Origin of the sequence: Pseudomonas sp. PSKL.D1, from assembly GCF_028898945.1 — a bacterium.
In the GTDB taxonomy this organism is placed as follows: Bacteria; Pseudomonadota; Gammaproteobacteria; order Pseudomonadales; family Pseudomonadaceae; genus Aquipseudomonas.
The window spans coordinates 4,406,933-4,426,279 of sequence record NZ_CP118607.1; the positions used below are offsets into that span (position 1 = coordinate 4,406,933).

Here is a 19,347-nt window from a genome sequence, read left to right on the forward strand (position 1 = left end):
CGCCTTCCCTGGTACGGACGAACGGCCTCAGCGTTTGGCCGCCAGCCACGGCCGACAACTGGCGAACATGTCCAGCGACTGCTGGTAGACCTCGGTGTGCACTTGCAACAGGCCGAGCATGGAGTGGAACAGGTTGTCCTGGGACAGCGGCGCATCGCTGAGCCTGGCCAGGCAGTCGGTGTCCAGGCCGAAGTCCGCCTTGTAGCTGTCGGAGAACCACACCAGCAGCGGCACGTGCTTCTGCTGGTCGGGCGCCATCATGTAGGGCGTGCCATGCAGGTACAGGTTGTACTCACCCAACGACTCACCGTGGTCGGACAGGTAGATCATTGCCGTGTCGACCTTGTCCTGCTTGCTGCGCAGGGTATCGATGAGTGTAGCCAGAACCTTGTCGGTGTAGGCCAGGGTGTTGTCATAGCCGTTGATGATCTCCTGCTGGCTGCACTGGTTCAGCGCGTTGCTGCGGCACACCGGGGTGAAGCGCTCGTTGCCCGCGGGGTAGCGCTTGAAGTATTCGGGGCCGTGGCTGCCCATCTGGTGCAGCACCAGCACGGTGTCCTTGTCGAGGTTGTCGATGAGCTCGCCCAGGCCCTGCAGCAGGATTTCGTCATGGCATTCGCCATTGGCGCACAGTTGCGGGTCTTTGAGGTTACTGACGTCAATGAACTGCACCCTGTCGCAAGTGCCCTTGCAGCCCGACTGATTATCGCGCCACTGCACGGCCAGGCCTGCGCGCTGAAGGATGTCCAGCAGGCCTTCGCGGTTCTTGGCCACGCGGGCGTCGTATTCCTTGCGTGGCATGCCCGAGAACATGCACGGCACCGACACGGCGGTTTCAGTGCCGCAGGAATGCACGTCCGAAAACGCCAGCAGGTCCTTTTCCTTGGCCAGATTGGGTGTGGTATCACGGCTGTAACCCAGAACACCGAAGTTCTCGGCGCGGGCACTTTCGCCGACCACCAGCACCGTCAGCGACTTGCGTTCGTGGTGCTGCCAGGCCGCATCACGGCGGGCATCTTCGGCATAGGCCTGAAATGGCCGGGCAGCCGTGCCGACACGTTCGCTTACATAACCGATGGAGGCACCCACGATATTGCTTGGGGTAAGCATCAGGCGCAGTTCGTGGTGGTTGCGAAACAGCGACGACAGCCCTTGGTAATTGACCAGCGCCACCGAACCCACGGCCACCACGCAAGCGCCACTGACCACCAGCTTGCCGAGCACTTCACGGTGCCAGGCACGGTAGGCAATCGGCGCTTTCCACAACAGCACCGAGGGCAATACACCCAACAGCAGGATATAACCGGCAAACTTCAAAGACAGTAAGTCACGCACTTCCGCAACGTTGGTTTCTGCCATGTTGCGAAACATGCCGGCATCTATTAGCACGCCGTACTGATTCATGAAGTAAGCCACCCCGGCGCCACTCATGAACAACACAATCAACAGCGGTTTCAGCACATACCGGAATGCAAACAACGTCAACACCAGGTTAAATGCAAACAGCATCATCACAGCGAACGCCAGGCTCAGCCAAAGGCCCGTAAGCCCTGGGGGAACGATCTGCTGCAGGTGCTGCCATAAAAACAGGTTGAAACCGATCAGCAGGTAAAGGCTGGCCAGCAGCGTGACCCATTCGGCCCGCAGGTTCTTAAGTATTGGCATTGGCAAAAAAAACCAAAGGAAAAGTTGGCGAGACTTTAAAAAGCGCCACATCAATTTTATGTGAAAAAGACGCCAACAAATCCGTGACACACCGGCTTTCACCGATTAAATCAAATTCATTCAGCCGCCATTCAGCCTGACGCGCCATGCCCCGCCCGGCAAAGGCGGCTATCCTCAAAGGTCAGGACCTTTACGACAACCCTGACAGAGGTGAAGAAATGCCAGTTCCGCATGATCTGCTCGCTGACCTGCACGTTACCGCTGAAGCATTCCAGGCACTCATAGACAAGGACCAGACGCTGCATGCGCTGCACAAGGAATACAACGCCAAGGACAAAGAGGTGGTGGCTGCCGAAGGCAATGGCACCAATGATGAGGCGGTCAACCGCCTGCGCAAGGAACGGTTGCTGATCAAGGACAAGATCGAACGGATTATTCATCCGCCGAAAGCCTGATGGATCTTTACTGAATCGAATGGCCCTATCGCGGCTAAAGCCGCTCCTACAGGGGCAGCGCATCACCTGTAGGAGCGGCTTCAGCCGCGATAGGGCCAGCAACCATTACACCGCAGCCAGCGCCCTGCCCAGGTCGTCAATCAAATCCCCACAATCCTCGATCCCCACCGACAACCGCAGCAGGTTCTCGCTGATGCCCATCTCGCCCTTCTGCGCCGGGCTCAGTGAGTTGTGCGACATGCTCCACGAGTGGTTGATCATGCTTTCCACCCCGCCCAGCGAATCGGCCAGCACGAAGATTTGCAGCGCATCGACCAACCGGTTGAGCGCCGCCCGGTCGCCGCCTTTGACCTTCATCGCCACCACTGCCCCGCCCGCGCGCATCTGGCGCTTGCACAGTTCATGCTGTGGGTGGCTTTCCAGCCCCGGGTAGAACACCTGCTCGACCTGCGGGTGGTTTTCGAGGAAGCGCGCCACCTGCAGCGCGTTGGCGCACTGGCGCTCCATGCGCACATCGAGGGTTTTCAGACCGCGCAGGGCCAGGTAGCAGTCAAACGGCCCCTGAATCGCACCTACGGCCATGCTGATTTTGCGCAGGCGGGCATGCAATTCCTCGTTGGCCGCCACCACCACGCCGCCGGTCAGGTCGGAATGGCCACCGATGTATTTACTCGCCGAGTGCATCACCAGGTCCACGCCCAGGGTGATCGGGCGCTGGTTCCACGGTGAGCAGAAGGTGTTGTCGATGCAGGTGAGGATGCCGCGCGCGCGCGCCAGGTCGCACACGGCCTTGATGTCGACCAGATGCAGCAACGGGTTGGTGGGCGACTCGATCCAGATCAGCTGCGTCTCGGGCTTGATGGCGGCGGCCACGGCGTCGATGTCGTTCAGGTCGACATAGGTGGTGGTCAGGCCCGAAGTGCGCCCGCGGTAGTCTTCAAGGATGCGGAAGGTGCCGCCGTACACGCCGTTCATCACCACCACGTGGGCGTCCTTGGGCAGCAGTTCCAGCACCGTGGCCGTGGCGTTTACACCAGACGCACACGCCACCGAGCCCACGCCCTCTTCCAGCGCCGCAACGCAGGACTCGTAGGCATGCCGGGTGGGGTTGCCGACGCGGCTGTAGGCGTATTCCGGGTTGTCGTCCAGGCTGCGCTTGATGTACGAACTGGCGGTGTAGATCGGCGGGAAGATCGCGTTGTCGGCGACGCTGAACTGCTCGCCGGCGTGGATGGTACGGGTGGCAAAGTTGCGCGGCTTGTCGGACATGGTCAGGCCCATTGGCAGAAGTAAAGCCGCCACTATCGCATAACCACGCGCGGAAATTTTTCTGGCTGTGGGGTAATCTGGGGAAAATTTTTCTGCCCGGTTAGCAAACGACATGGACAGCTTCGACCAGCACATCCTCACCCTGCTCCAGCGCGATGCCTCGCTTTCGCTGAAGGACCTGGCCGAAGCGGTCAACCTGTCCACCACACCCTGCTGGAAGCGGGTCAAGCGGCTGGAAGAGGACGGTTACATCCTCGGCCGCGTGGCCCTGCTGGACCCGGAACGCCTGGGGCTTGGGCTGACCGTGTTCGTGCAGCTGAAAACCCAACGCCACGACGCGGCCTGGCTGGAGCAGTTTGCCGCGACGGTGAAGGGGTTTGAGGAAGTGATGGAGTTTTACCGCATGTCCGGGGATTGGGATTACATGTTGCGGGTGGTGGTGGGGGATATCGCCGCTTATGACCGGTTTTACAAAAAGCTGATTACCAGCACGGACGGGTTGTCCAACATCACCTCCAGTTTTGCCATGGAGCAGATGAAGTACACCACGGCGTTGCCCGTGCATCGGTGATTGTCTGTGCCGGCCTCTCGCGGATAAATCCGCTCCTACACGCACCCTGTAGGAGCGGATTTATCCGCGATGAGGCCGGCACAGGCAACAAATCACTCCGCCGCCTGAACCACCTCAATCCGGCTCCCCACCCGCGCCTTCTCCAACCGGATGGCCACAAACTTCGACGTCGGCGTATACGTCCCCTCCCCATAACTCTCCAACGGCACCAGCGGGTTGGTCTCGGGGTAATACGCCGCCGCCTGCCCGTCCGGAATGTCGTACGGCACCAGCCGGAACCCGGATACCCGCCGCTCCACGTTGTCCTCCCACAGCGACACCAAATCCACCTGCTCGCCCGGCTCGAAGCCCAGGCGACGAATGTCCGCCTCACTGACAAACACCACTTCACGCAGGCCGAACACCCCACGGTAACGGTCGTCCAGCCCGTACAACGTGGTGTTGTACTGATCGTGCGAGCGCATGGTCTGCAAAATCAGGTCGGGCTTGTCGCCACGGGCCAGCACCTTGGCGTTGACCAGGTGCTCGGGCAATTCACTGGCAGTGAACCGTGCCTTGCCCGTGGCCGTGCGCCAGCTGCGCTCGGCTGCGCTGTTGCCCAGGTGGAAGCCGCCGGGGTGCTGCAGCCGTTCGTTGAAGTTGGCAAAGCCCGGGATCACATCGGCGATCATGCTGCGAATGCGCGCATAGTCGGCCACTGCATACTCCCAGTCGATCGGCTTGTTGCCCAACGTGGCCTTGGCCATACCGGCAATGATCCACGGCTCCGAACGCATGTGCGCCGAGCGCGGGCGCAGTTGGCCATGGGAAAGGTGCACCATGCTGAACGTGTCTTCCACGGTTACACCCTGCGGCCCGCTGGCCTGCATGTCGATCTCGGTACGGCCCAGGCACGGCAAAATCAGGGCATCACGCCCGGTGACCAGGTGCGAGCGGTTGAGTTTGGTGGAAATCTGCACAGTCAGCGCACAGTTGCGCATGGCCGCGTGGGTGCGGGGGGTGTCTGGCGTGGCTTGGGCGAAGTTGCCGCCCAGGCCGATGAACACCTTGGCCTGCCCCTCTTCCATGGCTTTGATCGCCAGCACCGCGTTGTGCCCGTGGGCGCGCGGCACACGGAACTGGAAGCGTTTTTCCAGTGCGTCAAGCAAGGCATCCTTAGGCTTTTCGTCGATACCCATGGTGCGGTCGCCCTGCACGTTGCTGTGGCCGCGCACCGGCGACAGGCCGGCACCAGGCTTGCCGACGTTGCCGCGCAGCAGTTGCAGGTTGACGATTTCCTGCACGGTCGGCACCGAGTGACGGTGCTGGGTAACACCCATGGCCCAGCACATGATCACCCGCTCGGCTTTACGGTACATGCGCGCCGCCAGCTCAATCTCGGCCAGGGTCAGGCCTGACTGCTCGACGATATGTTCCCAAGTGGTGCCATCAACAGCCGCCAGGTAGTCGTCCACACCACTGGTGTGCGCGGCGATGAAGGCATGGTCGAACACGGCAGGTTCGCCCTTGGCCTGGGCTTCGCGCTCCCATTGCAGCAGAAACTTGGCCATGCCACGCATGGCCGCCATGTCACCACCCAGTGCCGGGCGGAAATACGCCGTGTTGGTAGGTTCGGAGCCGTTGCTGAGCATCTCGAACGGGTGCTGCGGGTGCTGGAAGCGCTCCAGGCCCCGCTCCTTCAGCGGGTTGAAGCACACCACCTGGGCGCCCCGCTTCACCGCTTCGCGCAGCGGTTCGAGCATGCGCGGGTGGTTGGTGCCGGGGTTCTGGCCAATGACGAAAATCGCGTCGGCCAGTTCCAGGTCGTGGAATACCACGGTGCCCTTGCCCACGCCGAGGGTTTGCGACATGCCCGCGCCGCTGGCCTCGTGGCACATGTTCGAGCAATCGGGGAAGTTGTTGGTGCCGTAGGCCCGCACGAACAGCTGGTACAGAAACGCCGCTTCGTTGCTGGCCCGGCCAGAGGTGTAGAACTCGGCCTGATCGGGCGACTCCAGCGCCTGCAGGTGCTGGGCAATCAGGGCAAAAGCGTCTTGCCACGACGTTTCGACATAGTGGTCGGTGGCCGCGTCGTAGCGCATGGGGTGGGTCAGGCGGCCCTGGTATTCGAGCCAGTAGTCGGTCTGCGCGGCCAGGGCGCTGACGCTGTACTTGGCAAAGAAGGCCGGGTCCACCGAGCGCCCGGTGGCTTCCCAGTTGACCGCCTTGGCACCGTTTTCGCAAAACTTGACCATGTCGCTTTCCGGCGACTCGCCCCAGGCGCAGCCGGGGCAGTCGAAGCCGCCGTTCTGGTTGGTCTTGAGCATGGCCCGCAGGTTCTTGAAGGCGTTTTCGCTGCCCAGCCAGCTCTTGGTTACGCTTTTGAGCGCCCCCCAGCCGGCGGCGGGGCCTTTGTAGTCCCTGATGTGTTGGTCCTGGCTCATGCGGTTGTTCCTCGCGCTCGGTGCTTTTTATCAGCCTATGGAGCGCGGCATGGGGGCGTCCAATCGAAATGTCTTACCCCGTGATAGGTGGTTTCGATCATCGGTGATAGAGCCCATTGATCAAGCGGTCAGACAAAGCAATTTGACGCCCCCGCGGCCAGGTTATAGCTTGGAGATGAGCCCCAACCTGCCAACGAGCGCGAACGTGGAACAGCCCAGCCGGCCCCTGATCGACGGCTTCAACCGGAAAATCGACTACCTGCGGATGTCGGTCACGGACCGCTGCGACTTCCGTTGCGTGTACTGCATGGCTGAAGACATGCAGTTTTTGCCGCGCCAGCAAATCCTCAGCCTCGAAGAACTGTTTCAGGTAGCCGAGCGCTTCGTCGCCCTGGGCACCCGCAAAATCCGCCTCACCGGTGGCGAACCGTTGGTACGCCAGGGCATCGTCGACCTGTGCGGGCGCATCGCCGCCCTGCCCGGGCTGCGCGAACTGTGCATGACCAGCAACGGCTCGCAACTCGGGCGCCTGGCCCAGCCACTGTTCGACGCCGGCCTCACCCGCCTGAACATCAGCCTCGACAGCCTGGATGCCGCCCGCTTCAAGCAGCTGACCCGTACTGGTGACCTTGAACAGGTGATAGCCGGCATCGACGCCGCGCGCCGGGCCGGCTTCCGGCGCACCAAGCTCAACTGCGTGGTGCTCAAGGGCCGCAACGACCATGAGCTGGTCGACCTGGTGCGCTTTGCCATCGAGCGCGAACTGGACATCACCTTCATCGAAGAAATGCCCCTTGGTGTGATCAGCGAGCACGAGCGCGGCGAGTCGTTCTGCTCCAGCGACGAGGTGCGCGACCGCCTGGCCGAGCATTTCACCCTGGTCGAATCGACCGAATCCTCGCAAGGCCCGGCCCGCTACTGGCGCCTGGCCGAAGCGCCACACACCCGGGTGGGCTTCATTTCGCCCCACAGCCACAACTTCTGCGCCACCTGCAACCGCGTGCGGCTCACCGTGGAAGGCCGGCTGCTGCTGTGCCTGGGCAACGAACATTCGATGGACCTCAAGCAAGTACTGCGCGCCCACCCCGGCAATGCCGAGCGGCTGGAAAAGGCCATCCGCGATTCGCTGCACCTCAAGCCCTACCGCCACCACTTCGAAGTGGGTGGCGAGGTGCAGATCCTGCGCTTCATGAACATGACCGGCGGCTAAGCGGCTGCCTCTGGATTTCCATGATCGTTCACCCCCGCCCCGATGTGCTGCGCGTGCTGTTCACCCTGAAGGGTTCGATCGTCAAGCGCATTGCCTTGCGCTGCCTGATGGTCACATTGCTGGCAGCGCTGATCGTGCTGGTAGAGCGGCACTTCCCGGCGTTTTTCTACCCGGTCAGCGCCACGCCGTTCACCCTGCTCGGGCTGTCGCTGTCGATCTTCATGAGCTTTCGCAACAACGCCTGTTACGACCGTTGGTGGGAGGGGCGCAAGGCGTGGGGCAAGCTGATTATCGAAACCCGCTCTTTCGTGCGCGAAAGCGTGGTGATCAGTGATAAAGCACTGCGCGCCGAACTGCTGCGCAGCCTGTGCGGCTTTGCCCATGCGCTGAACGCACGGCTGCGCGGTGAAGACGAACTGCGGGCAGCCCGGCCCTGGCTGGCTGAAGGCGCGCCAATGGTGGCGCATAACGTGTGCGACGGCATTCTGCGTGATATTGGCGGGCGCTGCTCACAGCTGGCCGAGCGCCAGCAGATCAGCGAATGGCGCTACACCCTGCTGGAGCAGCGCCTGGCGGGGCTGACGGAGGTGCAGGCCACCTGCGAGCGGATCAAGGGCACGCCGCTGCCATTCCCCTACACGTTGCTGCTGCATCGCACGATTTACATTTTTTGCCTGCTGCTGCCGTTTGCCCTGGCTGAACCGCTGGGGTGGTTGGCACCGTTGTTCACCACCATCGTGGGGTACACGTTTTTTGGGCTGGATGCGATCGGCAACGAGCTGGAAGACCCGTTCGGGCGGGACGAGAATGACTTGCCGACTGATGCCATGGTGCGCACGGTGGAGCGGGATGTGCTGGGGGCGTTGGGGGTTGAGGCGCTGCCGCCGGCGTTGTTGCCGGTGGATTATGTGTTGAGTTGATGGGCCTCATCGCGGATGAATCCGCTCCTACACGCGCGATACCTGTAGGAGCGGATTTATCCGCGAGAGGCCGGCACAGGTCAACCGCGGCTTTCGCAGGCAGCAATGGCCTTCAAATGCTTCACAAAATTGCAGGGCCGATGCCGCGCATCCAGTTGCTCCACCAAAATCCCCTCCCAGGCCGTACGGCATGCCCCGGTCGACCCTGGCAGGCAACACACCAACGTACCATTGGCCAACCCCGCCAACGCCCGGCTCTGCACGGTCGAGCTGCCGATATCCAGGATCGACAACGCCCTGAACAATTCGCCAAACCCATCCACATGCCGGTCCAGCAGGCAATGCACCGCTTCCGGCGTGCTGTCGCGCCCGGTAAACCCGGTGCCCCCGGTAATCAGCACCACCTGCACGTCATCATCGGCAATCCAGGTGGCCACCTGGGCGCGGATCTTGTACAGGTCGTCCTTGAGCAGCGCCCGCGCCACCAGGCGATGGCCCACCTCCACGGCCCGGCTGGCCAGCAGCTCGCCAGAGGTGTCATTGTCGTAGGTACGGGTATCGCTTACCGTCAGCACGGCGATGTTCAGCGGTACAAAGACCGCGTCGGCTTGGACACGCACATTAGAACTCCTTCAAAGGCCTGCCCGCCACGCTAGAAGCAAACCGGGCCAGCGTCCAATCGATACGGCGTACTGGCCAATCAATGACATCTATCGCAGACGTGGGTTAAGGTCTGCACAACCCGACGCCAGGCACGCCCATGGACATCAAGCAGCTCAAGTTCCTCATCGCCCTCGACCAGACCCGGCACTTTGGCCAGGCCGCCGCGCTGTGCCACATCACCCAGCCGACCTTGTCCATGCGCCTGCGCAACCTGGAGGACGAGCTGGACCTGGTGCTGGTCAAGCGTGGCCAGCGTTTTGAGGGGTTCACCGAAGCTGGCGAACGCATCCTGGCCTGGGCACGTACGCTGCTGGCCGCCCACGACGGGCTGCAGGCCGAGGCCGCCAGCTGCCGTGGCCAGGTGGTCGGCAGCCTGCGCATCGGCAGCGTGCCGCTGGCCAGCTTCAACCCCATGCACCTGCTGATGCCCCTGCGGGAAAAATACCCCGAGGTGCAGTTTCAGCTCAGCTCGCACAGCACCGAGCAAGTCATGGACGGCCTGAGCCGCAACCAGCTTGACCTGGGCATCTGCTACCTGGACCAGGTCAACGCCAGTTTCTTCGAAGTGATCGAACTGGGCACCACCACCATGGGCCTGCTGCACGACACCCGCCACTTCGGCTTCGATGCCACCGAGCTGCGCTGGGACGCCCTGGCCGGCATTCCGCTGGGGCTGCTGAGCAAGGGCATGCATTACCGCCAGTCGCTGGACCTGAGCTTTCGCAGCCGCGGCCTGGAACCCCTGGCCGTGCTGGAAAGCGACTCCAGCTTCCAGCTCATCCAGGCCATCACCGCCGGCGTGTGCTGTGCAGTGATGCCGCTGGGCTGCGGCCTGGAAGACCTCAGCGAGCACCTGCGCATCATCCCCATCGCCGACGCCAGCATCCACAGCCCGGTTGGCCTGCTGTTGCGCCGCAGCGAGCCACGTTCGGCGCTGGCCGAGCAGTGCTTTGCCGAAGCCCGGGCGCTGTTTCAACCCGTCGCCTGACGGTACTGCCTGGGGGTGAAACCGGTGAGTTGCTTGAACTGCCGGCTGAAGGCGCTGTGGTCGGTATAACCGCAACGCAACGCCACCTCGGTGATCGGCAAGTCGCTGTGCAGCAACCGGTGAGCATGCTCCAGGCGCGCCTTGTGGATCATCTGCCGCGGCGTGAGGTGGAACACCCGCTTGCAATAGCGCTCCAGCTGCGCCACGGAAATCCCGGCGATGCGGGTCAGTTCGCCCAGGCTGATTGGCTGGTGAAAGTGGTTGCGGATGTGTTCGTCCACCGCGGCCAGGCGTTGGTAGGCGGGGTGGGTGTCAGCGGCTGATTGCAAGTCCACCGAAATGCCCACCAGGCCGATGATCTGGCCGGCCTGATTGTACAGCGGGCGCTTGTGGGTCAGGCACCAGCCGGGTTCGCGGCTGCCGTAGAGGTGCAGTTCCAGCTGGTCTTCCAGCACCAGGCCATCCTTCAGCACGCGGCGGTCCTGCTCGGTGTAGCCGGGGCCCAGCTGGGCCGGGAACACCTCGGCGCTGGTCTTGCCCAGCAGCGGGTCCAGGCGCTTGAGGCCGCAGCGCTGGACCAGGGTGGTGTTGGCCAGCACGTAGCGGGCCTGGCAATCCTTGATGAAGATGGCGGCGTTGGGGATGGCGTCCAGGATCGGCAACAGCAGGGCGACGCCGGCCAGCAGGGTTGCCAGATTGGCGGGGCGGTGCTGGTCGAGGGACTGGTACAGCGTTGCCAGGGGGGTATGGGGCATCTGCAGGATCTCGCCGGGTTTGCTGGCCTCATCGCGGATGAATCCGCTCCTACAGACCGGCGTGAACCTGTAGGAGCGGATTCATCCGCGAGAGACCAGCAGCCTACCCACCCCCTCCCACAGGCCGCTACCCCTTTTCTACAACTGTGCCGATTTCGTCACCCCCTCTGCAGAAAACCATCAAGAACCCCCACCCCGTTCCGCGCCACTCTATGCCCCACGCAAGCCGCCCCACACCTACAAGAGCGCGGCCACAAGCCGCACCTCGTGACATCAGACCTGCCTATCCAATAACCAACAAAAAGGCGAACCCATGTCAGGCAAATTCAAGAAACAGCTGTCATTGCTCGACCTCACCTTCATCGGCCTTGGCGCCATCTTCGGCTCCGGCTGGCTGTTCGCCGCCAGCCACGTGTCGGCCATCGCCGGCCCGGCCGGTATCCTCTCGTGGTTCCTCGGCGGTTTCGCCGTGTTGCTGCTGGGCATCGTCTACTGCGAGCTCGGCGCCGCCTTGCCGCGTGCCGGTGGCGTGGTGCGCTACCCGGTGTACTCCCACGGCCCACTGCTCGGCTACCTGATGGGCTTCATCACCCTGATTGCCTTTTCCAGCCTGATCGCCATCGAAGTGGTCGCCTCACGCCAATACGCCGCCGCGTGGTTCCCGGGGCTGACCAAGGCCGGCTCCAGCGACCCCACCGTGCTCGGCTGGCTGGTGCAGTTCGCCTTGCTGGGGCTGTTTTTCTTCCTCAACTACCGCAGCGTGAAGACCTTCGCCAAGGCCAACAACCTGGTCAGCGTGTTCAAGTTCATCGTGCCGCTGCTGGTGATCGGCGTGCTGTTCACGTTCTTCAAGCCGGAAAACTTCGAGGTTCAAGGCTTTGCGCCGTTTGGCCTGTCGGGCGTGGAAATGGCTGTATCCGCTGGCGGCATCATTTTCGCCTATCTGGGCCTGACGCCAATCATTTCGGTGGCCAGCGAGGTGAAGAACCCGCAGCGCACGATTCCGATCGCCCTGATCCTGTCGGTGCTGCTGTCCACCGCCATCTATGCCCTGCTGCAACTGGCGTTTCTCGGCAGCGTGCCAACCGAAATGCTGGCCAATGGCTGGGCCGGGGTCACCAAGGAACTGGCCCTGCCCTACCGTGACATCGCCCTGGCACTGGGCGTGGGCTGGCTGGCCTACCTGGTGGTGGCCGATGCGGTGATCTCGCCCAGCGGCTGCGGCAACATCTACATGAACGCCACCCCACGGGTGATCTACGGCTGGGCGCAGACCGGCACTTTCTTCAAGTGCTTCACCCGCATCGACGAGCAGTCCGGCATCCCCCGCGCCGCCCTGTGGCTGACCTTTGGCCTGTCGGTGTTCTGGACCCTGCCGTTCCCGTCGTGGGAAGCGCTGATCAACGTGGTGTCCGCCGCCTTGGTACTGAGCTACGCCGTGGCCCCGGTCACTGTCGCCGCCCTGCGCCGCAATGCGCCAGACATGCCGCGCCCGTTCCGGGTCAAGGGCATGGGTGTGCTGGGCCCGCTGTCGTTCATCATCGCCGCACTGATCGTGTACTGGTCGGGCTGGAAGACGGTGTCGTGGTTGCTCAGCCTGCAAATCGTGATGTTCGTGCTTTACCTGCTGTGCGGCCGCTTTGTGCCTACCCAACACCTGTCGCTGGCGCAGCAGGTGCGCTCATCGGCCTGGCTGATCGGCTTCTACGCCGTGACCATCCTGCTGTCCTGGCTGGGCAGCTTCGGTGGCCTGGGTGTTATCGGCCACCCGCTCGACACCGTGGTCGTGGCCGCCTGCGCCTTGGGCATTTACTACTGGGGCGCCGCCACCGGCGTGCCAGCTCACCTGGTGCAGCTGGAAGGCGAGGATGAGAGCGAGGCCGCCAGCGACGCTTACACCGGCCACCGCCCTGCCGCCGTTGCCTCCTGACCTTTAACGAACGGACACGCCCATGAAACAGATCCACGTCATCGACTCCCACACGGGCGGCGAACCCACCCGCCTGGTAATGAGCGGCTTCCCGCAACTGCAGGGCCGTAGCCTGGCCGAGCAGCGCGACGAGCTGCGCGAGCTGCACGACCACTGGCGCCGCGCCTGCCTGCTGGAGCCACGCGGCAACGATGTGCTGGTGGGGGCGCTGTACACCCCGCCAGCATCGCCTGGCGCTACTTGCGGGGTGATCTTCTTCAACAACGCCGGCTACCTGAACATGTGTGGCCACGGCACCATCGGCCTGGTGGCCTCGCTGCAGCACCTGGGCCTGATCAAGCCTGGCGTGCACCTGATCGACACCCCGGTCGGCCAGGTCAGCGCCACCCTGCACGAAGACGGCGCCGTCACCGTCGGCAACGTGCCCTCCTACCGCTACCGCCAGCAGGTGCCGGTGGACATGCCTGGCCATGGCGTGGTGCACGGCGACATCGCCTGGGGCGGCAACTGGTTCTTCCTGGTTTCAGCGCACGGCCAACGTATTGCGCTGGACAACCGTGAAGCGCTTACCGACTACACCTGGGCCCTGCTCAAGGCCCTCGAAGCCCAAGGCATCACCGGCGAAAACGGCGCCCCCATCGACCACGTCGAACTGTTCGCCGACGACCCCGAGGCCAACAGCCGCAACTTCGTGATGTGCCCCGGCAAGGCCTACGACCGCTCGCCCTGTGGCACCGGCACCAGCGCCAAGCTGGCCTGCCTGGCCGCCGACGGCAAGCTCGAAGCAGGCCAGACCTGGGTACAGGCGAGCATCACCGGCAGCCTGTTCCAGGGCCGTTACGAGTGGGAAGGCGAACGCATCCGCCCGTTCATAACCGGCCGCGCCCACATGACCGCCGACAGCACCCTGCTGATCGACGAAACCGACCCTTTCGCCTGGGGCATCTGACCCGGCGCATTTCCCACTGAACACTGAAGGAGTGACACCATGACCCGTAACATCTTCACCGGCTGCATGCCCGCCCTGATGACCCCGTGCACCGCCGAGCGCACCCCCGACTTCGACGCGCTGGTGCGCAAGGGCAAGGAACTGATCGATGCCGGCATGAGCGCCGTGGTGTACTGCGGCTCGATGGGCGACTGGCCGCTGCTGACCGAGGCCGAGCGCCAGGAAGGCGTGGCCCGCCTGGTGGCTGCCGGTATCCCGACCATCGTCGGCACCGGCGCGGTGAACACCCGTGAAGCGGTATCCCATGCGGCCCATGCGGCCAAGGTGGGCGCTGCCGGCCTGATGGTGATCCCGCGCGTGCTGTCGCGTGGCGCTTCGCTGATTGCCCAGAAGCACCACTTCTCGGCCATCCTGGCCGCCGCGCCAAAACTGCCGGCCGTGATCTACAACAGCCCCTACTACGGCTTCGCCACCCGCGCCGACCTGTTCTTCGAACTGCGCAGCGCCTTCCCCAACCTGATCGGCTTCAAGGAGTTTGGCGGTGGCGCCGACCTGCGCTACGCCGCCGAGCACATCACCTCCAAGGACGAAGACGTCACCCTGATGGTTGGTGTCGACACCCAGGTGGTGCACGGTTTCGTCAACTGCAACGCCACAGGGGCCATCACCGGTATCGGCAACGCCCTGCCCCGTGAAGTGCTGCAACTGGTGAGCCTGAGCAAGCAGGCGGCCAAGGGCGATGCAAAAGCCCGCCGCCTGGCGCGTGAGCTGGAGTCGGCGCTGGCGGTGTTGTCGTCGTTCGATGAAGGCTGCGACCTGGTGCTGTACTACAAGCACTTGATGGTACTGAACGGTGACAGCGAGTACGGCCTGCACTTCAACGAGACCGATGTGCTGACCGATGCCCAGCGTAATTATGCCGAGCAGCAGTATGGGTTGTTCCGCAGCTGGTATGCGAACTGGTCGGCTGAGCAGAACATCGCCTGATAATCAGGCGCCACTGTCCTTGTAGGAGCGGATTTAGCCGCGAAGCAGGCGACTCGGTGCATGGCACCGGCTACGCCGGTGATCGCGGCTGAAGCCGCTCCTACAAGGGGCGGTGGCGCGGCCTGATTCTGAACTTTACCTAAGGACGCCCCCATGCCCCTCACCGGCAACCTGCTCATCGGCCAGCGCGCCATACCCGGCACCCGCGCAGCGACCCACGCCATCAACCCGGCCACCAACCAGCCCCTCGAACCCGCCTACCACGGCGGCACCGGCGAACACGTGGCCCAGGCCTGCGCACTGGCCTGGGCGGCATTCGACCGTTACCGCGAAGCCTCGCTGGAACAGCGTGCGAATTTTCTTGAAACCATCGCCACGCAGATCGAAGCGCTGGGCGATGAACTGATCGACCGCGCCGTCGCCGAAACCGGCCTGCCCCAAGCGCGCATCCTTGGCGAACGCGGCCGCACCTGCACGCAACTGCGCACCTTTGCCCGCGTGGTACGCAGCGGCGAATGGCTGGACGCACGGGTCGACAACGCCCTGCCCGATCGCCAGCCGCTACCACGCCCGGACCTGCGCCAACGCCAGATCGCCCTGGGCCCGGTGGCGGTGTTTGGCGCCAGCAACTTCCCGCTGGCCTTCTCGGTAGCCGGTGGCGACACCGCTTCGGCACTGGCCGCCGGCTGCCCGGTGGTGGTCAAGGCCCACGGTGCCCACCCGGGCACCAGCGAGCTGGTCGGCCAGGCCGTGGCCCGCGCCGTGGCTGAGTGCGGCCTGCCCGAAGGCGTGTTTTCGCTGCTGTACGGCGCTGGCCGTGAAGTGGGCATTGCGTTGGTCAGCGACCCGCGCATCAAAGCGGTGGGCTTCACCGGTTCACGCAGTGGTGGCATCGCCCTGTGCCAGGCGGCGCAGGCTAGGCCAGAGCCAATCCCGGTGTACGCCGAAATGAGCTCGATCAACCCGGTTTTCCTCTTTGACGCCGCCCTGCAAGCCCGTGGCGAAGCCTTGGCACAAAGTTTTGTTGCCTCTTTGACCCAAGGCGCCGGCCAGTTCTGCACCAACCCCGGCCTGGTGATCGCCCGCCAAGGGCCGGCCCTGCAACGCTTCATCGATTCCGCCAGCGAGCATGTACAGCAGGCGGCTGCGCAAACCATGCTCACCCCGGGTATCTTCAGCGCCTATGAGGCAGGCGTCGGCGCCCTGGCCGAAAATGCCCACGCACGGCTCGCCGCCAGCGGCAAACCACAACAGAGCCCCAACCAGTGCCAGGCTCGCGTGTTCATCACCCAGGCCACAGCATTCCTGGCCGACCCCGCGTTGCAGGCCGAGGTGTTCGGTGCCGCTTCGCTGGTGGTGGCGTGTGACAACGATGAGCAGATTCGCCAGGTGGCCGAGCATCTGGAAGGCCAACTCACCGCCACCCTGCACCTGGACGACGCCGACCTCGACAGCGCCCGCAAGCTGCTGCCTACGCTGGAACGCAAAGCCGGGCGCATTCTGGTCAACGGCTGGCCGACCGGTGTGGAAGTGTGCGATGCGATGGTCCATGGCGGGCCGTTCCCGGCCACCTCCGATGCCCGCGGTACCTCGGTCGGTACGGCGGCCATCCTGCGTTTCCTGCGCCCGGTGTGCTACCAGGACTTCCCGGATGCCCTGCTGCCCGAGGCCTTGAAGCACGGCAACCCGCTGCACCTGCGGCGTTTGCTCGACGGCCAACGGGAAGCCTGACCATGGTTGAAGCGCCAGAAACCGATATCGCCGTGGTCGGCGCCGGCATCGTCGGCGTCGCCTGCGCCCTGCAACTGGCCCGCCAGGGCCGCAAGGTGCTGCTGATCGACCGCCAGGCGCCCGGCCACGGCGCCTCCTATGGCAACGCCGGGCACCTGGCCACCGAGCAGGTGTTCCCCATCGCCGACCTGTCGATCCTCAAGCGCTTGCCGCGCATGCTGCTCGACCCCATGGGCCCGCTGCGGCTGGACTGGAAGTACCTGCCCAAGGCCCTGCCGTGGTTCACCCGCCTGCTGCTCAACCTGCGCCCGGCGCCGTTCCAGCGCAGCGTAGCGGGCATTCGCGTACTGAACAAAGGCAGCCTCGGGGCCTGGCAGCGGTTGCTGGGGTCGATCGGGCGCAGTGACCTGTTCAAGGAAGATGGCTCGCTGCTGGTGTACGAACGGCCGGAGTCGCGCGAGGGGCTGCTGGCATTGCGCGCCCGCATGCAGCAACAAGGGGTGCCCGTGGACCTGTGGTCAGCCGATGAGGTGAATGCGGCAGCCCCCCAGTTGAACCCATCGATGCTTGGCGGGCTGTTCTTCCCGCGTACCGGGCACTTCATTGACCCGTACCGGGTAGTGAGTGAACTGTTCGAAGCGGCCAGGGCCTGTGGCGTGCGCTTCATGCGTGCCGAGGTCAGTGGTGGCCAGTTGCACACTGCGGGGGTGAGCCTGACGAGCGACAGCGGCAGGATCGATGCGCGTCAGGTACTGATCAGTTGTGGCGCCCATTCGGCAAAGCTGACCACCGCCCTGACCGGCAAGGCGGTGCCGCTGGATACCGAGCGGGGGTATCACCTGATGCTGCCGGGCGAACATGAGCGGTTGCCATTCGCGGTCACTTCACTGGAGCGCAAGTTCATCATGACGCCGATGGCCGATGGCCTGCGGCTGGCCGGTACGGTGGAGTTCGCCGGGCTGGATGCGCCACCGAGCATGCAGCGGGCGTGGCAGTTGCACCGCTTGAGCCAGGGGCTGTTCAGGCAGGACTTGAGTACAGAAGGAGCGACGCCGTGGATGGGGTTCCGGCCATCGCTGCCGGATTCATTGCCGGTAATTGACCGGGTGTGTGATGGGCGGGTGTTGCTGGCGTTCGGGCATCAGCACCTGGGGCTGACCCAGGCGGCGGTGACGGCGCAGTGGGTGGGGGATTTGGCGGAGCGGCCAGCCGGGCACCAGACCGCAGTTTACCGGTTGGACCGGTTTTGAGTTCGGGGGCTGCCGCGCAGCCCCCGGCATTCTTCAGCGATACCGCTCAAGCCAATGCGCATACGGCGCCGGCAAGGTCCAGGACGCCTTCTCCACCCCCAGCTCCTTGGCCGCGAAATACGCCCAGTGCGGGTCCGCCAGGTGCGCACGCCCCACCGATACCAGGTCCAGTTGGTTGGCCTTCAACGCGCCTTCAGCCAGCTGCGGCGTACCAAAGCCCCAGGCCGAGGTCACCGCAATGCCCGCCTCGCGGCGCACACGCTCGGCAATCGGCCCCATGAATGCCGGGCCCCACGGGATGTTGGTTTCAGGGATGGTGAAGCCGACGCTGACGCTCAGCAAATCCAGGCCACCGGCCTTGAACATGCGCGCCAGTTCGATGGACTCGTCCAGGGTCTGCTCATCACGCCCGTCATACTCCAGCACGCCAAAGCGTGCGGTTAGCGGCAGGTTCTCCGGCCACACTTCACGCACGGCGGCCAGGGTTTCCATCAGGAAGCGGGTGCGGTTCTCGAAGCTGCCACCGTAAGCATCGGTACGTTTGTTGGAGTGCTCGGAGAAGAAGCTTTGGCCCAAATAACCGTGGGCGAAGTGCAGCTCAATCCACTCAAAGCCCGCATCGCGCGCGCGGCGGGCGGCATCGACGAAGTCCTGCTTGACCCGGGCGATGTCGTCCAGGGTCATTTCACGCGGCGTTTTTGGCAAATGAGCGCCAAAGGCGATGGCCGAAGGGGCGATGGTGTCCCAGCCACGGGCATCATCGGCGGCAATGTGGTCGTCACCTTCCCAAGGGCGGTTGGCGCTGGCCTTGCGCCCGGCGTGGGCAATCTGGATGCCCGGTACCGAGCCGGCTGCCTTGATGGCCTTCACCACCGGCACGAAGGCCTGGGCATGGGCATCGCTCCAGATGCCGGCGCAGCCGGGGGTAATGCGCCCTTCCGGCGCCACGGCAGTAGCCTCGACCACCAGCAGGCCGGCACCACCACGGGCCATGCTGGCGTAATGCACCTGGTGCCAATCGTTGAGCATGCCGTCCTCGGCCATGTACTGGCACATCGGCGGAATGGCGATGCGGTTGCGTAGGGTAATGTCCTTCAGCGTGTAGGGCTGGAACAGTGCAGACATGAGAAAAAACTCCAAGGGTTGTCCGAATACGATTGTTCGATCATATTCGAACTATGGCAATTTGTGAAACCCCCGTTATCATGGCGACCATGCGAGCCTACAAACACCCCAACCCTGAAGACCTGATTCTCGAGCGCGTGCTCTACGCCCTCTGCGACCCTGTGCGCCTGGAAATCGTCCGCCACCTGGCCGGCGTGGCCGAGGCCAGTTGCGGGGAGCTGGACGGTGGGCGGCCGAAGTCGAGCATGTCGCATCACTTTCGTGTGCTGCGGGATGCGGGGTTGGTGCATACGCGCAATGTGGGCACTACGCACATGAATTCGTTGCGTAGCGAAATGCTGGATGAGCGCTTTCCCGGGTTGCTAGGCAGCATCCTGCAGCAACACTGACGCCGCCTGTGGGAGCGGCCTTGCCTTGAGGTAAGCACTGAAGCTGTAGGAGCGGATTTATCCGCGA

At 63.9% G+C, this 19,347-nt stretch carries 18 protein-coding genes; 11 read left to right on the forward strand and 7 right to left on the reverse strand.

What is annotated here, in order from left to right; genetic code table 11:
• Window positions 1–27: 27 nt before the first annotated feature.
• A complete protein-coding gene (locus PVV54_RS19605) occupies window positions 28–1,665 on the reverse strand; it encodes a phosphoethanolamine transferase (protein ID WP_274906830.1) in 1,638 nt (545 codons plus the stop codon).
• On the reverse strand, window positions 1,652–1,843 hold the full coding sequence (locus tag PVV54_RS19610; RefSeq protein ID WP_274906831.1) for a hypothetical protein: 192 nt from the start codon (window positions 1,841–1,843) through the stop codon (window positions 1,652–1,654). Before PVV54_RS19610 ends, PVV54_RS19605 begins: the two co-directional genes overlap by 14 nt.
• A 40-nt stretch (window positions 1,844–1,883) precedes the next feature.
• On the opposite strand from PVV54_RS19610, the gene PVV54_RS19615 reads away from it, so the two are divergent.
• A complete protein-coding gene (locus PVV54_RS19615; protein ID WP_274906832.1) occupies window positions 1,884–2,120 on the forward strand; it encodes a YdcH family protein in 237 nt (78 codons plus the stop codon).
• Between the two features lie 105 nt (window positions 2,121–2,225).
• Here the strand turns inward: PVV54_RS19615 and PVV54_RS19620 are convergent, their stop codons facing one another.
• Window positions 2,226–3,401, reverse strand: coding sequence for a trans-sulfuration enzyme family protein (locus PVV54_RS19620; protein ID WP_274910470.1), 1,176 nt, complete (start codon window positions 3,399–3,401; stop codon window positions 2,226–2,228).
• 100 nt (window positions 3,402–3,501) lie between these two features.
• On the opposite strand from PVV54_RS19620, the gene PVV54_RS19625 reads away from it, so the two are divergent.
• Window positions 3,502–3,960, forward strand: coding sequence for an Lrp/AsnC family transcriptional regulator (locus PVV54_RS19625; protein ID WP_274906833.1), 459 nt, complete (start codon window positions 3,502–3,504; stop codon window positions 3,958–3,960).
• 92 nt (window positions 3,961–4,052) lie between these two features.
• Here PVV54_RS19625 and PVV54_RS19630 read toward each other — a convergent pair whose 3' ends face one another.
• The gene (locus PVV54_RS19630; protein WP_274906834.1) at window positions 4,053–6,383 is read right to left on the reverse strand and encodes an FdhF/YdeP family oxidoreductase; all 2,331 of its coding nucleotides are present in this window, start codon (window positions 6,381–6,383) and stop codon (window positions 4,053–4,055) included.
• Between the two features lie 205 nt (window positions 6,384–6,588).
• Here PVV54_RS19630 and moaA point away from each other — a divergent pair, with 205 nt between their 5' ends.
• Window positions 6,589–7,593 carry a GTP 3',8-cyclase MoaA gene (gene moaA / locus PVV54_RS19635; RefSeq protein ID WP_274906835.1) on the forward strand — a complete coding sequence of 335 codons (1,005 nt, stop codon included), beginning with the start codon at window positions 6,589–6,591 and terminating at the stop codon, window positions 7,591–7,593.
• Window positions 7,594–7,613: 20 nt separating this feature from the next.
• Window positions 7,614–8,513, forward strand: coding sequence for a bestrophin family protein (locus PVV54_RS19640; protein ID WP_274906836.1), 900 nt, complete (start codon window positions 7,614–7,616; stop codon window positions 8,511–8,513).
• An 80-nt stretch (window positions 8,514–8,593) separates the two neighbouring features.
• Here the strand turns inward: PVV54_RS19640 and moaB are convergent, their stop codons facing one another.
• Complete coding sequence (gene moaB / locus PVV54_RS19645; protein ID WP_274906837.1) at window positions 8,594–9,133, reverse strand: molybdenum cofactor biosynthesis protein B; 540 nt, start codon at window positions 9,131–9,133, stop codon at window positions 8,594–8,596.
• A 140-nt stretch (window positions 9,134–9,273) separates the two neighbouring features.
• Between moaB and PVV54_RS19650 the strand changes: the two genes are divergently transcribed.
• The gene (locus PVV54_RS19650) at window positions 9,274–10,164 is read left to right on the forward strand and encodes a LysR family transcriptional regulator (protein ID WP_274906838.1); all 891 of its coding nucleotides are present in this window, start codon (window positions 9,274–9,276) and stop codon (window positions 10,162–10,164) included.
• Here the strand turns inward: PVV54_RS19650 and PVV54_RS19655 are convergent.
• Window positions 10,149–10,919, reverse strand: coding sequence for an AraC family transcriptional regulator (locus PVV54_RS19655; protein WP_274906839.1), 771 nt, complete (start codon window positions 10,917–10,919; stop codon window positions 10,149–10,151). The genes PVV54_RS19650 and PVV54_RS19655 overlap by 16 nt on opposite strands.
• Before the next feature lie 313 nt (window positions 10,920–11,232).
• On the opposite strand from PVV54_RS19655, the gene PVV54_RS19660 reads away from it, so the two are divergent.
• The 5 genes from PVV54_RS19660 (at window position 11,233) to PVV54_RS19680 (ending at window position 17,766) form a co-directional block, all read left to right on the forward strand.
• A complete protein-coding gene (locus PVV54_RS19660; protein WP_274906840.1) occupies window positions 11,233–12,849 on the forward strand; it encodes an APC family permease in 1,617 nt (538 codons plus the stop codon).
• 22 nt (window positions 12,850–12,871) lie between these two features.
• Window positions 12,872–13,798, forward strand: coding sequence for a 4-hydroxyproline epimerase (locus PVV54_RS19665; RefSeq protein ID WP_274906841.1), 927 nt, complete (start codon window positions 12,872–12,874; stop codon window positions 13,796–13,798).
• 39 nt (window positions 13,799–13,837) lie between these two features.
• Window positions 13,838–14,785 (forward strand): dihydrodipicolinate synthase family protein, encoded by a 948-nt coding sequence (locus tag PVV54_RS19670; RefSeq protein WP_274906842.1) that lies wholly within the window; start codon window positions 13,838–13,840, stop codon window positions 14,783–14,785.
• A 153-nt stretch (window positions 14,786–14,938) separates the two neighbouring features.
• A complete protein-coding gene (locus PVV54_RS19675; protein WP_274906843.1) occupies window positions 14,939–16,516 on the forward strand; it encodes an aldehyde dehydrogenase (NADP(+)) in 1,578 nt (525 codons plus the stop codon).
• A gap of 2 nt (window positions 16,517–16,518) precedes the next feature.
• A complete protein-coding gene (locus PVV54_RS19680; RefSeq protein ID WP_274906844.1) occupies window positions 16,519–17,766 on the forward strand; it encodes an NAD(P)/FAD-dependent oxidoreductase in 1,248 nt (415 codons plus the stop codon).
• A 33-nt stretch (window positions 17,767–17,799) separates the two neighbouring features.
• On the opposite strand, the gene xenA is transcribed toward PVV54_RS19680, so the two are convergent.
• Window positions 17,800–18,891, reverse strand: a complete 1,092-nt coding sequence (xenA, locus tag PVV54_RS19685; RefSeq protein ID WP_274906845.1) for a xenobiotic reductase XenA — start codon at window positions 18,889–18,891, stop codon at window positions 17,800–17,802.
• A 53-nt stretch (window positions 18,892–18,944) separates the two neighbouring features.
• On the opposite strand from xenA, the gene PVV54_RS19690 reads away from it, so the two are divergent.
• Entirely contained in the window at window positions 18,945–19,280 is a 336-nt protein-coding gene (locus PVV54_RS19690; protein ID WP_274906846.1) for an ArsR/SmtB family transcription factor, read from the forward strand.
• The last annotated feature ends 67 nt before the right edge of the window (window positions 19,281–19,347 follow it).